The sequence below is a fragment of the Agrobacterium sp. CCNWLW155 genome, assembly GCF_036888815.1.
GTDB lineage: Bacteria > Pseudomonadota > Alphaproteobacteria > Rhizobiales > Rhizobiaceae > Agrobacterium > Agrobacterium radiobacter.
Genome location: NZ_JBAKFW010000005.1, coordinates 154,153 through 168,053 on the forward strand (window position 1 = coordinate 154,153; position 13,901 = coordinate 168,053).

Sequence of the window (13,901 nt, forward strand, 5' to 3'; positions counted from 1 at the left end):
CGTGAGCGCCACCATGGCGCTAGGCAGGCATCATACGCCTATGCCGGCCAGAGGGGGCATCCACCCCATCAGTTCAGACCGCCGTGTTCGATTAAGACGATGCTTCCCGACGTGCGAACTTGACGCATTCTGCAACGAACACATCGATTTCCGAGGTTGTCAAGGCTTCGAACACGATCCCTCCACCGAGACGGTTAATGGCCTTCATGAAATGTCTGAAGTTCCGTTCCGCTTCGGTGACCCAAGCCTCTGATAGCATTGCACGCAAAACACCGCCTGCGATATTCTGGCGACTGGTCATCCAAATTCGCTCGACGAAGTTGCTCCGAATGTCGGCCGACTTCATTATGAGCGACAACGCCTTGGAAATGTCATTCGGCATGCAAGTCTTTGCGATTTGGTAGTTCCACCAAAGTCTGGAGAGAGCATGATCATCGCGAATGCCTGTTTGTGTGGGAGCGAAGAAGTGATCGCGAATTCGAGATACGAACTTGTCGTCCTCGTTCCCTGTAAGCCAGCGTGCTCGGCAGTATTCAATAGCTTCGATGTGGGAGAGGCGTGCCCACACACGCTCCTCGTTCGCCATTGCGGGGCTTAGTCCAGCAATTGCTTCGCCGACGACGACGGAGTTGGGAAGATCAACACTTACGATGTTCATAGGGGTGGCTAAGTTGAGGCCTGCCAGCTTGTCGGCGTCGAACTCAACTCCCAATGGAATATCCCAACCCGGATCTCCTGCGAGGTCTTCAAAACCCAAAGAGCGATAGCGTTCAAGGTTTTGCTCGATCTCGCCTCGAAGACTTCCCAATAATTTATCTGAGAGATACCTAAGCGGGGCCATTATTGAACGCTTTCCATGAGCGAGATCGTTTTTCTCAAGGGGCCGCGTAGCAGTTGCTGTGCCAGCTCGAGTGGTGAGATGCTGGGGTCGGAAGGGTCCTTGCCCAAGTCAACGCACCTGGCTTTGAAGATACGATACCATTTACGGCCCTCTACATCTGTCTCTCCGGCCTGGAGGCGAAAGATCACCTCCATGATTGCAGGTAGGTATATCGTATTCAGGATCATATCCTTGCCGCGGTTGATATCGCGGATCGCCGCAATTTCCTTGTAAGTCTTATCTCGCGCGAGGATGGTGATGCGGTCTTGGTCGTGATCTACGGACACGGTGTTCTCTGCCACGTCTTCATTGCGAGCGAGTTCGAAGATGCTGTCGAACGGCTTGTACTTTTTCTGATCCATCGAGAAACGAAACTCGGGCCCGAGTGCAATGACTGCTCCCTTCGCTACGGGTACACTCTCACCGAACTCGGGATGAATGAGTGGACTTGCTAAGCCTGCGATCTCCCGAATGGTCCACACCACGGGTCGAATGATTACGCTTCCGAACAGCCGCGCCGCATCGAAATATTTCTCACTTTCGCCGAGCGGGGCTACCTGTAAATGGTTGAAGTAGGTTCGTCTGCAAACCAAAAAGTAACCCGCAGAGGCTGCCTGTGTTTTGATGAGGTCCGTCAGGAGATCGTTGGCTATTTGGAGACTGGAGACAAGTCGAAGTTCTCCGCTGGCGGTGATGTTCTGCTCAAATTTGCAGGAAAACTCTCCGCTCACGTAGTCTTCTGAATAGTCACTGAGGACCGGGTGGGGATAACGCATGTAGTGGTTGAGCTTCATATCTCACCGACCTCCTCATCACTGTGAATGCGGAAAGCATTAAATTCAATGGGGCCAGCGTAAGCGGTCTCAAGTTCCACTTCGATCGTTACCCGCTCGCCTTTTTTGCATGGCAGGATGATATCTCCGCCATCAACGGTGCCAGATTTTGCACTCTGAATCGCAAGCCGCTCAGGATTGCTAAGGCCGGATGCTTCAATGCTGATGCTAATATCTCCTTCGACAGGAGACGTGAAAATCAGCGTCCTGCGTTTTGGGTTTGCACGATCACTAAGCAGGTTTCTCTCCCGTTGGAGATCGATTGGCTCTGCTACCTTTGCCTTTCGTTTCACTGGCCCGGGATCAGGAGTGGGGTTCGGATTGGGTTCGGGGTCAGGGTCAGGGTCCCTATCCGGCGCAGGTCCGGGGCCATCGTCATCTTCCCCACGAGGCTGTTTGACCCTCTTCTTGGGCTTGGGCTGGGCTACTTTGACCGGCGTCGGCTTGAGCGCGCGTGGATCAGTTTCAGTCCCTAGTTCATCCTCGACATGGGACTCTTCTGAGGCGAAAAACTCGTTGAGTTCTTCGAGTTCCATCGAAGAGGTGGGTTGTGTTTTGGCCAGCTCCTTCAGCGTCTCGCGGACTTGGCTAGCGAGCTGTTCAAATGCCTTCTGTCCTTGCTGACGCATCGACGGGTCTGTAATGCGTTCGGCCGACAAGTCATTGTGGCTAGGATTTTCAAGCCTTTTAAACCACTGTCCTTCTTCGGAGCCGTCCGGTTCTATCACCAATGCGAACTCCCGATAGAGCGGGAAGCGCTTGAATGGTTCTCCGAAGTTAGCGAAGTTATCAGTGATGAACATTCCATTTCGGATAATGCCAATCGTGTATCCGAGCTTCTCTCTCAGAAGAATGCGGAGATTGACCTTCCCAAGGCCTTTCACGTCGAGAGTTCGAAGGATCGTTTTCTCGTCGACAAGGCAGCCGTAAAGCGTTCGAGCGGTCTCAAAGGCTGCTCTAGCCTTCAATTGATCCACCGCCTCAACGACCTTGTTGTCGCCAAAAAGTGCTTCGATGGTGTTTCGATTGATCTTCAGGAAGCCGTCATCAATCTCAAATTCCATCTCTTGCCGCTGAATAGCCGCGAAGAAGTTGATGAGGAGAGCTGCGACCATCTCGTACCGCCAGTCAATCCGGTTCTCGCGGACGCACAGCGAATAGATCGAGGTTCCTTGTTCTTTTCGGAGTAGCCAATCAGGAATGTCGGAGGGATTGTCGAGGGGCATAAAGCCCTTCTTCTTACCCCAATATCCCTTTCGGCGACGTTCCTCACCATCCGCACCAGTATGCGAAATGAAGAGGGTTTTCCCCATGCAGAGCACGTGGCTGCCTTGGTCGTCGGAGTACCGTGTCGAATAGAATGCAGTCTGAATATCGGATAGAGCAGAGATCGCGCTCTTGCCGATACCGAACGAGCCGCCGGAATTGACGCCGTCCTTTACACTCATTCCGTCGGCTTTCGCGAGCGTATGGAAGGGCTTCCCTTCTTCACACGGCCCGCGGACCCCTTTTGTGTTGAAATCAGCGACCCGCATCACGCGGACTTCTGGAGCGTCTAGCGCTTTAACCGCCTGCTTGAAGAACCCGGTATCTTTCTCGCTGCTCACCTTTGAGGCCTTATCCAAGCAAAGCTTGGCCGCACTCCGATAGCTCGCGATCGAAGGTATGTCTTCTGACTTTAGCAGAAGCTCGTCGAAGGTAAGTTTGACCGGCGCAGTGGCGACATCGCGGGCATCTCGGCTGTTCTGTCCCGTCTCGCGAGCTACTGCAGCAAACGGTTTGTCCCTAAAGGTTTCGATCCCTGCATCGCCCAGCCCCTCAGCCTCCCCGGCACTATTTGGAAGAAACTCAAGTCCGATCGTATCGTCATCATTGAAACTCATAGGCGAAATTCTCCCCCACCACTCTCGCCATCCTTTGTAAATCGGCTTTTTGCAGAATCCAGTGCTTTTTGAAGCGCATTGAAAATCTTTCGAACGTCCGCTTCCGAAAATTCATAGGCAGAACGGTTCGAAAGATTGCCTAGAAGCTGAATATCCTTGAGCGCTTTGTTCACCCGAGCTTCGGCAAGTTCTACAAATTTTTCTCTTTTATTACGCATAAAGTGCCTCCTGTCTTCGAAAAAGATGGGTGCATGTCGTCAATATGTCAAGCTTGGTGATAACATTTCAAAAATATTTGTAAAATGTTTGCTGTCAGCGAGGTGATGGACCGTCGTAAACGCTCGAAAATGTCAGCGTCGGACGCTGGATCACAGGTGCGAACGGTAGCGCAGATGCGCTTTCCACGACAGGCTATGAGACGATAATGGGTAAGATTGGAAGGCTCATTCGTGTAGTCGTGAGCTTGCTGGTGCTGGGAGAACGCGCGCGCACCATGATGGTGACTGACGAAATGACTGCTCGTCCAGCTAGTGTCTGTGGCGCGAGAGGATGCAGTAGCTGCACCGGTGGAAGAGGACTAGGTCCTTCCTTTTTGCAATTGTCGCGTGGCGAGCATATGCATGGTGTGTCCGTGGGGCCAGAAGATAAGGAAACTAGCGTCCCTACTTGTGATATGCAGCGCAGCTCAACAGGCGGGTCTCTGCGGATGCTGCCTTCGCCGTTTTTCTCCGCTTGTTCGACGAGAAGCCGCATAGTGTGAGGCGGCATTCCCTGTTACTTGCGGTGACCTTACGTCCATGCCAGAGCTCCCGAATATTTCGTTTTGCTAATCACTATCCAGTTTCGAACTGGGTCACTCAATTCAAATAGTAGACCTGCGTGCGCTCGGGTTCGCTCGCCTTTAGGCCGTCGAGCTGGCAGCTAAAGACGGCTGCATACTGGCGGACCGAGAACCCATCTTCCGCCCCTTCGACGACTAACGAAATGGTGGAGACCGGATATTCCTTGTTTGAAATACGATCGAGGTTCCACGCAGTTGCATCGAAATCGTATTTGTCGAGAACGGCGCTCGGGAAACCACCAACGGGCATTCCGATACCTGCGAAGCGATCAAGATCGGAGGGAGAGTAATACGGATAATTGGTTGCGAACACGCTCTTCGAGCGCATGGTCATCAGCTGATCTTTGCAGGATTCGATAACCTTCCGAAGGGTTTCCTTGTCCGCCGTCCTGATCTCCTCGCGCTTAGCATCTGCAATCCGCTGTTGCTCGGCTTCCAGCGCCGCCCATCGAGCAGCCTGTTCGTCCATCTGCTTTTTCTCGGCCGTGATCTGACGGTCTTGGATCGCGCCGTATAGCTTTATCCCGCCGTAACCGAGGCCACAAATGATGATAAGGCTGATGATCAAGCCCAGCGCGCCCGGTCCCTTCTCCGGCTCCTTCGATTGCTTTTCCTTGTACGCCACGAATTGATCAACGCTATCGTCATGCACGGGTATGTTCTCGCTCTGGTAGTGTTCCTTTCTCTCTATTGGTGTTCGAAGTTTCCAGCAAGAGATCGCGCTCGAAGTTGCTGACGTCCGAGCATTATTTACGGTTGTTTCACTTAATGAGCTACTTCACAAGTAACCCGATGGGTCCTTATGTTGGCGGGGTAATATCTTATCAGAGGGATAGCGAACCATGACCACAAGCCTTGTTCTGCCTCCCGATCAAGCCCGCCTTCTGAAGCAAGTCGCAGCCGCCCGCATGGTGCGGGGTACGATGCCAACGGCGTCGGTATCGGAAGTCAGCTGTCGATCCGCGCCCGCGGCATGATCGCAGCGGCGCTACGACTGCACTTGGTGGGTCTCGTGAACACCGTCAGATCACCAAGCAGCGCCTGACCATTTGCCGTCGTGACATCGCGAAGCTGATCGCTGCTGCGATCGACGAGGGTGTTAGGGGCGAACGGGAGCGGATTTCGCTGATGTTCCGATAGATGTCCGCCCGACTTCCCCGCACACCTAACTAAGGACAACGGAACGATTATAAGGATATCAGGGGCGGTTAAATACCGTCCCTTTTTTGTTTGGATGCCCGAGCATGACGCTGACTATGGACATCGAGTATTTTGTCGCGGGGAGAAAGAGGCAGGGGCTCACGCAGGAGCAGCTTGCCGAGAAAATATGGGTCGGCCTGCCACAGTGAGCAAATGGGAGCGGAAGGCGCGTAAATTACCGCCCTACATCGCCTTCCTGATGGCCTGCCCCTTGAAGGGCATCGAGCCCGTCAGCAAGGAAGCCATGATCAAGGTGGACGACTGACCTTTCCGAAAACAGCTTACCAATGGGATTCCTTGTGGCTCTCGCACTCATAGACCCATTCGCTCAACCGTATAAAGGCGGATCGACCCAGATCAACACCGCGCTCGAAGCCGCAAAGCACATAACCGCAAACGGAACGGATAACGGGCTGGGCGATTATATCTACAACTGCCTCGACGCCAACGCCATCTACAGGGCGTGGGTCAACGCCATGCCAGATAAGAAGCCCGCGGCCATCGCCACCTATCAGAAAAACTATGACAAAAGAGACGACGCCGCCGTAAGCAGTGACATCATCTCATCTGGCGACACCCTTGATGCTGGCCAGATACTTTTCCATGGCGGCCTTTGGACCGGGAGGAACCGGGAAGACCGTGATATCTCGACCGCTCTCCACTACCTTCAATCCGAACGTCGCGTTCGCTAACGCACTTTGGAAGGCCAAGGCATACGACGCCGGACGGCTCGATCTCATCGTGCTGACGACGAAGACCGCAACCACGAAAGCGTTTGTGTTCAATCTACGAGGCGAATTCAGCCATGAGCGCGAGGTGCTACTGCCCGCCGCCACTTACCTGACCTTCGTTCGCGAGACATGCCTGCGGACGGCCTTCAACGCTACAAAGGTTCGTTCTCCAGACAAGACGATCCCTGTCTGCGTCGCTGAAGTCGAAGTGTCCTGACCTAGAAGGGGAGGGGCAGCTGATTTCAATCATGGAAGAGCAGAAACCCACCGCTGTCCTGAAATGACGTACCCAAGATCGCGAGTGGAGCCCGCCGTTTCAGAAATCAAACAGATGTTGCAGCAGAATACTGCGATTTCTCGGCAACTTGGCGACTTTAGTTATACCGTCGTTCAGTCGATTTTCTTTCGGTGCGCATCATTCCGATTAGCCAGCAAAACCAAGTTACGGCGGCGTCTGCGACTGTGCATGAATTGTGTTGCAAATGTTTATCTAATTCCAGGGGCGGGGTCGACGGTTCGACTTCATTCAAAGCGTAAGAACGCGCACGACAATCTTCGTAGTACGACTTGAAAATGCTATCATTTCTGTGGTGGATATCATAGTGGAAATGTTGATAGGATCGGATAAATGGCGGCGTTGACCATACGAAACCTCTCTGATGAAACTCATCGGACGTTACGCGCAAGAGCAGCTTATCACGGTCGTAGTACCGAGGCCGAAATTCGTGACATCCTCGAAGCCGCTGTTCGTCCATCTGGACGCGTGAAACTCGGCTCGCTTCTCGCGGCCATTGGACGTGAAGCCGGAATGTCAAACAGTGACGTCGAAGCGCTGCAACAACAGCCCGACAAGACTCCGGCAGTACCGATGACTTTCGAATGGTCTTGCTAGACACTGATGTAATATCTGAGCCTTGGAAGACAGCTCCTGACGCTGCTGTGCTCACTTGTCTAGAGGCTGCCTAAGCCTTTAAAATTACAGGTCGCGGATTCGCCCCTTGGGATCTCGAAATTTGGCTCTGCGGCTCGCATTACATAAAAATATCCATTTATTTCCAATGATAAAGCAACGTCTCAATGGCATACCGCCCAGCGTATTTGGCTCGGGGGCAAAAAATGAATTTCGTTTCATGGTTCTATCGCAAGCGGCGTGTAACGCTCGATATTTGGCAAAGGTTTGCATCTGGTTGCGGAACGTTCGTGCTTTTGCTCTTCGCGGCCTCGGCCGCTGATTATGCATTTTCGCAACAGGGATATTGGTACGGTCTGTTTCTCTCTCATGTGGGGATCAGTTTCGTTCTACTGACACTCGCATACAATAGCTTTCAGTCATCGATCGGTGTTCTCGATTCTCGATTCGATGAACGACGTCCGGAGGGCTATGCTAGTGACATCCTGCCTGCGGTGGCGCCGTATGGAAAGCTCGTCGCGGTTGGTGTGATTGCCTGGCTGTTGGAGGATAACCGTGTGGCAATCGTTTTGATGTCTTACGCTGGAGCAGTCATCCTGCTGGGCTTCGTCTTGCTCTCAGTATTTCGATACTGCGGACATAAAGCTCCTGATTTTGTACGGTTCATGTGCTTTTTATCTCTTAGCTTTCTCGGGTATGGTGCAGTTATTTCCGCTCTGAAAATTGCTGCAGGGCCGAGTTAGCAGACGCAAAGTCAGAGAGCGAAGAAGTTCTGAAGGATCTGCGAAATTCGTCGGGACTTTTGGTCCAATCATTCCCTCGGTTTAGGAACATTTGCTTTGGGCCTGCATCTGGGGCCCTTTTGGCGGAGCGACAAGTATCACTGGCAGTCAAATCGGTTTGATCAGAAAAAGTATCCATCCGGTCCGGAGGGTTTCTCAAAATATTGAATATTTACGTCGCGTTGCTGGAGCGCGTTTTGCCGGACCACGGTAATTTTCCCAGGGCGCGCCAGCGGCGTGATGTCGAGGCTTTTGCCGCTAATTCAAGGCTATTGAGGGTAAGCGTTCATTTTCTTGGGCATTGAGGCGGGCGGGTTTGGTGCAGCGGATTCGAATTGGATGCCGATCAGGCCGCTACGGATTCGTGAAAGCTGAAGGGCAGCAGATCCGAGATGTCGGCGTTGTTTGCCCGCTGTTGCGTTTCTGTCGGAACAAGGCGCAGGAAGGCCAAAGGTGCGATACCGTAAGGCCGACAAGTCAGCGATCGTGCGTACCCTACTATCTGCTCAATCCAAGCCCCTGAGACCGGTTCAGCTGCCGTCTGAGTGCGTGGTCATGGCTAAGCTCGGCCATGCGCGTTCGGTTCACGATACGGGCTGTCATCTGAATGTGCTCGGCCTGCTTTGCGAGCTCCGGGCGTGCCGCAAGCTCCTCGGCGAACCTGCGAGGATCGGAACTGCCAAACCGCCGCGTGAGTGCTTCGGCCACCAGCTTTGCCTCATCGAGCGCGGCCTGGCCCTCAGCTGACGATCGCAGCTCCGCGATAAACTGGCTCCGCTTCGCGACCGGCATCTTCTCCACCTCAACAATGATTTCGGCGCTGCGCGGCGTGAGGGCAGGGACCTCGATGACATCACGCTGTTCGCGCTGCCATTGTTCGCTCGCGCGTTCTTCGCCAAGCCGGCGCTCCCATGCCTCGGAGACATAGCCGATATGGGCAGAGAGAGATCTGGCGTATTGTAGTGCCTCTTTCCGCTCCTTGTTGTTTCCGAACAGACCCGACTTGCCGCGCAGCTCCCCGAACCGCTCGGGTTGCTCGGCCATGGCCTTTGCCATGATTTTTCCGTTGCCTTCCTTCTCGGTCATCGCAGTGCGCAGTCTTGCGGCGACCTCGGCCGGATCACGGAACACGTGCCGCGCGACGGACTCCACCGTATCGAATCTCTGGTCGATGACAGACATCGCTTTTTCTCGGGCCACCTCTTCGATGCTGCGGTGGTGACGCTTGATCGCTGGCACAAGTGGAGTGGGCTTACCGGGTTCCAGCGGCGAGAGCTGGCTGACATTTTCTGTGGGGGCAGGGACGGTGCCGTCTTGCGACATGAGCTCGGACCACCGAATGCGGCGATATCCTTTATTCTCATCTCCCCGATCGTCGCGCCGACCGTCATCGATTGTTCGGGCGAACTGATTGCAAGGATCTTCGCGGTGAACAGGGCCGGCCCGATCGCCGGCACGTTCCTCGTAAACCTGCTCACGCTCTGATGGCCGGTCCTGTTGCTCCCGTTGCAGATGGGCCGCACGGGACAAGACCTCTTGACGCTCATCTTTGGCGGAAGCAAGTTCAATCTCGCTTCTGACCTCAAACTCTTGTCCGATCCATTGGTCGCTGGTGATCCATGGGTCGCTTGCGATCCCGCGCCGCTCGGCAAAGTCGCTGATATAATCCAGCGTGGCTTCCTTCGCGCCGGAACGCGACAGGCGGCTTGTCAGCTGCTGGTACGCCAACGCGTCACCCTTGACGACACGCCAGGCATTGCGCTCGGCCTGCGTGCCATCCGGAAGCGTGACAGGCGTGGCGCCTTCATGCCGGAGGCCAATCCTGTCCCCGATCTCTGGCGATGCATCTCGCATGGCCCGCTTGAGATCGACGCCCCACACCGTGCGCTGATCGCCCTTGTCGTTCTCCAGCGTCACAAAATAGTTTTCTCGCGCCTGGCGATGATGCTCGTAGGGTGCAACGCCGTGATCAACCAGCCGGCCCGCCTTGGCGAACTCCTTGATGTCGGCATAGAGCTGCACGCTGTCGCGATGCCTGGTCATGGCAACATAGGTCAGATGCCGGTCCATGGTGCTCGACGCCAGCACAAAAGCGCGATCGACCGTCGCCCCCTGATTTTTATGGATCGTTGTCGCATAGCCGTGGTCGATCGCCTGATAGCTGTCCGTGGGAACGCTGACACTGTCGCCACCTCGACCATCGAGCCGGGCGATGATCTTGCCCGGCTCCACATGCTCGACCGTGCCAAGCATGCCGTTTTTGACGCGGAGGTCGCGGTTGTTTTCGAGGAAGATGATCCGGTCACCGGGGCCGAAGGCGCGTTTGCCGTTATTGGTCTGGAACACGCGTTCTCCAACATCCCCACCACCTACACGGTCCTCACCATTCCCACGCCCCGCACTGGTGCCCAGCCCGGGGCTGCGCTCCAGCTTTTGTCTGTTCTGAAACTCGGAGCGGATGGCGGCATTGAGGGCGCGCACATCGGCGCGGCGATGCGCCATGGCAACCCGGGTGCCATCGGCACGCCGCTCACTGTCGGCGACATAATCACGCACGATCTGCGCCGTCGCCGCGTCGCGGCTTTCCGCAAAGTGGATGGCGCCGTGATCGCGATAGGCGGCCAGCCCCTCGGCTGTCTTGTGGGTCGCAAAGGCAACCGATGCCTGTCTCTGCCAATCATGGCGCTGGCGGCGAATATTTGAAAGTTCGACATGGCCAATCTGCTCGGCAATCGCCCTGAAGGGTGCACCAGCCCCGATGGCCTGGAGCTGCTCATGGTCGCCGACAAGAACGATCTTTGCGCCGCGCTCTTCCGCTTCTCCGATGAACCGGGCAAGCTGCCGGCTCCCGACCATGCCGGCCTCGTCAATGACAAACACGTCACTGCGACCGATCAGATCCCGGCCATGGTCCCAGCTGTAAGACCATGACGCCAGAGTGCGGCTCTCTATGCCGGAACTTTCCTCAAGGCCTTCGGCTGCCTTTCCGCTAAGCGCTGCACCATGGACCTGATAGCCTTGAGCCTCCCAGGCCTTACGAGCGGCTGCCAGCATGGTGGACTTTCCAGCGCCGGCAAACCCGACCACAGCGGCGATGCGTTCTGGACCTGTAATATGCGCAATCGCGTGACGCTGTTCGCCCGACAATCCCGCTGAGGGATCCCTCGCAGCCGACGGTCCGCTGGAGCTTTTGCGAATGGCGTTATCCTGCCTCTCCATGGCTCGATCGACATGGCGACGATCGACGCCATGGGAATGCGCCTGATGCAACCGTTCCGCCGATCGCGCCATGCGCAGTTCCAGATCGATCATGTCCCGCGTCGAATAGCGCGCTTTGGACACTTCGCCTGTCTCGGCATCGATGCGCTCAGCCTGAAGCTCCACGAGCGCTGGTGATGCCATGACAGCCGCAAAGGCGTTCTGGAATGTCTGGGCGTCATCATTGATGTAGCGATGCAAGGTTTTGGCAATGTCGTGGCGATCGAACACGCTCTTCTCATGGCTGATCAGCGTCAGAACCTGTTCCGGTTTTTGGCGGATCAGCGCGGCATTTTGCCGTGCTGCCTCGTCATCCAGCCGCCCGCGCTCGACGGCCATTCCTTGCTGGCGCATCTGCGACGCATGCACGCCCATATGCTCGGTCGGCGACAACTCAAGGCCGCGCTGCGCATGCGAGCGATGATCGATGCGAACATCCAGGCCTTCGCGTTGAAGCTGACGGTTGGCAATGCCTTCCCATGCCTGCCGGATATCGCGAAGCTGCATGTCGGTCGTCGCCATGCCATTTGCCAACAGCCGTGCGTTCTTGTGCTCAAGACAGGTCTTCTCGCCAAGGCCGGCTATGCCAACCTGTCGCGTCGTCATCAGAACATGCGCATGGTGGTTCCTGATATCACCATGCTCGCTTGGCGAATGGATTGCAAAATCCACGGCCGCGCCATAGCGGTTTGCCAGATCCTGGGCAAAGGCGCGTGCAGCCTTCAGTCGCCCCTCTGGTGAAAGCTCATGCGGAAGCGCGATTTCGAATTCGCGGGCGACGCGGGCGTCCTTTCGCTTTTCTGCAAACTCGGCAGCATTCCACAACGCCGAACGATCCAAAGCCCAATTGGCAGAAAGACCGTCCGGCAGCACGATCTCACTATGCTCGACACCCTCTTTCCGGGTGAAGTCATGCACAAGGCCATCGCGTTGATTGACGAGAAGAACAGCACAACGGTAGGCGGCAGATGCCACAGCGCTGCGACCGGATGAGCGCGAGACAGGTTTGGTGCTGAGATGATAAATCGCCAAACGAAATCTCCGATACGCAAACGGGGAGACCAAACGCCCAAACGCGCCGCAAGTCGTAAGTGCGCCCTTGTCTGTTTACCGGTGGCGACGCTAGCAACATCGAACAGCGATTTCGACTACTAAAAGTAGTGGTCGAATGGAGGCAATTTCTTGTTTTTGAGCAGGGAAGCGAACGCATCAATCAGGGGAGGTGATTTTCTCCCACCGAAAAATGGGACATTCGGTCAGGTCGATGTCAGGGGGACATCGAGACTTTGATCAGCGGGCTCTCCGAGGCCTGAACGAACACCGAAGACGGCGTCATGTGCTCACATCATCAATTTGAAATCGAGCGATGATATCGTGGCATCGATCCCCAAGGTTTCAAGGGAGCGGCCGATGCAGGACGTGGCGACGGTAGGGCTTGATATAGCCAAGCAGGTTTTCCAGGCGCATGGAGCAGATGCGAGCGGAGAAACCCTTTTCAACACGAAGATCAAACGTGAGAACGTTCTGGAGTTTTTCAGCAAGCTCAAACCATGCCTGATCGGAATGGAGTCCTGCGCTACAAGTTATTACTGGGCGCGCCAGTTACTAGAATTTGGGCATGACGTTCGGTTGATACATACCAGTTACGTGAAGCCCTTCGTGAAACGGGGCAAAACCGACGCCAATGATGCGGAGGCGATCAATGTTGCGCTTACGCAAAAGACAATGCGCTTCGTTCCAGTCAAAACCCTGAACCAACAAGCGGCAATTACGATTTTTCGAACTCGCAGCCTTTTTGTTTCACAACGGACTCAACTCGTAAACGCGCTGCGGGGGCACCTAGCGGAGGCCGGCCTGATAGCGGCGAAGGGCATTCAAAATTATTCCAAATTAGTCAAACTTATGGAAAGTGCAGCAGATACCGTCCTGCCGACAGTTATGAAAAAGGCTCTCACCGACATTTGCGACCAGATACATCGATTGAATGATTTGGTCACGAAACTAGACAAAGAGATTGAGCGACGTGTCCAACACGATGAGAACGCGTGTAGGCTTCTGACGATACCTGGTGTTGGCCCGAAAACTGCAATGTGCGTTATTGCGACAATTCCTGATATCCATCGGTTTCCATCTGGCCGCCATTTCTCTTCATGGCTGGGTCTTACTCCTCGCACGCATTCAAGCGGAGGTCGTTCGGTTCTGAGCCGCATTACGAAAATGGGGAATAGCGAACTCCGAACGATGCTTTATCTCGGGGGCACAGTGATCATGATGCGAGACAAGAAAACTCCAATCGGTCGTTGGGCCAGTCGATTGCGCGCGAGACGACCGTACAAAGTTGCCGTTATCGCTGTGGCAAATCGTATAGCGCGCATCATTTGGGCTCTTTTGACAAATGGGGGAGTTTACGATCCGACATACGGCCGAGAAGCCTCAGCGTGACGCAGCGATAATCTTGGGCGTTTGAATAGGTGGTGGTCGGCGGTAAGCTAACGGGTAGCGCACTAGAGAGCGAATTGTCCGAATGACTAGATGTACCTGGAGTACGGGACCGCTATAGGCATTTGCTCTGCGTTTCGCAAA

11 protein-coding genes are annotated in these 13,901 nt (G+C 55.0%); 5 read left to right on the top strand and 6 right to left on the bottom strand.

The genetic code is table 11. From position 1 onward, the window contains the following. Nucleotides 1–91 precede the first annotated feature (91 nt). The 5 genes from V6S97_RS17425 to V6S97_RS17405 form a co-directional block, all read right to left on the bottom strand. Nucleotides 92–841 (bottom strand): DUF6339 family protein, encoded by a 750-nt coding sequence (locus tag V6S97_RS17425; protein ID WP_334427561.1) that lies wholly within the window; start codon nt 839–841, stop codon nt 92–94. Further along, on the bottom strand, nt 841–1,674 hold the full coding sequence (locus V6S97_RS17420) for a hypothetical protein (protein WP_334427562.1): 834 nt from the start codon (nt 1,672–1,674) through the stop codon (nt 841–843). The genes V6S97_RS17425 and V6S97_RS17420 overlap by 1 nt, the downstream gene beginning before the upstream one ends. Next, nucleotides 1,671–3,596, bottom strand: coding sequence for a hypothetical protein (locus V6S97_RS17415; protein WP_334427563.1), 1,926 nt, complete (start codon nt 3,594–3,596; stop codon nt 1,671–1,673). Before V6S97_RS17415 ends, V6S97_RS17420 begins: the two co-directional genes overlap by 4 nt. After that, on the bottom strand, nt 3,593–3,814 hold the full coding sequence (locus V6S97_RS17410) for a hypothetical protein (RefSeq protein WP_275245390.1): 222 nt from the start codon (nt 3,812–3,814) through the stop codon (nt 3,593–3,595). The genes V6S97_RS17415 and V6S97_RS17410 overlap by 4 nt, the downstream gene beginning before the upstream one ends. Nucleotides 3,815–4,453: 639 nt before the next feature. Continuing rightward, entirely contained in the window at nt 4,454–5,089 is a 636-nt protein-coding gene (locus V6S97_RS17405) for a hypothetical protein (RefSeq protein ID WP_334427564.1), read from the bottom strand. Nucleotides 5,090–5,936: 847 nt separating this feature from the next. Here V6S97_RS17405 and V6S97_RS17400 point away from each other — a divergent pair. The 4 genes from V6S97_RS17400 (at nt 5,937) to V6S97_RS17385 (ending at nt 8,021) form a co-directional block, all read left to right on the top strand. Further along, nucleotides 5,937–6,329, top strand: a complete 393-nt coding sequence (locus V6S97_RS17400) for a hypothetical protein (RefSeq protein ID WP_334427565.1) — start codon at nt 5,937–5,939, stop codon at nt 6,327–6,329. 85 nt (nt 6,330–6,414) lie between these two features. After that, on the top strand, nt 6,415–6,585 hold the full coding sequence (locus V6S97_RS29185; RefSeq protein WP_334427566.1) for a hypothetical protein: 171 nt from the start codon (nt 6,415–6,417) through the stop codon (nt 6,583–6,585). A 411-nt stretch (nt 6,586–6,996) separates the two neighbouring features. After that, complete coding sequence (locus V6S97_RS17390; RefSeq protein ID WP_334427567.1) at nt 6,997–7,260, top strand: FitA-like ribbon-helix-helix domain-containing protein; 264 nt, start codon at nt 6,997–6,999, stop codon at nt 7,258–7,260. Between the two features lie 224 nt (nt 7,261–7,484). Next, nucleotides 7,485–8,021 (top strand): hypothetical protein, encoded by a 537-nt coding sequence (locus V6S97_RS17385; RefSeq protein ID WP_334427568.1) that lies wholly within the window; start codon nt 7,485–7,487, stop codon nt 8,019–8,021. A 537-nt stretch (nt 8,022–8,558) separates the two neighbouring features. Here V6S97_RS17385 and traA read toward each other — a convergent pair. After that, complete coding sequence (gene traA / locus V6S97_RS17380) at nt 8,559–12,350, bottom strand: Ti-type conjugative transfer relaxase TraA (protein ID WP_334427569.1); 3,792 nt, start codon at nt 12,348–12,350, stop codon at nt 8,559–8,561. A 378-nt stretch (nt 12,351–12,728) separates the two neighbouring features. Here traA and V6S97_RS17375 point away from each other — a divergent pair, with 378 nt between their 5' ends. Further along, a complete protein-coding gene (locus tag V6S97_RS17375; RefSeq protein WP_334427570.1) occupies nt 12,729–13,760 on the top strand; it encodes an IS110 family transposase in 1,032 nt (343 codons plus the stop codon). The last annotated feature ends 141 nt before the right edge of the window (nt 13,761–13,901 follow it).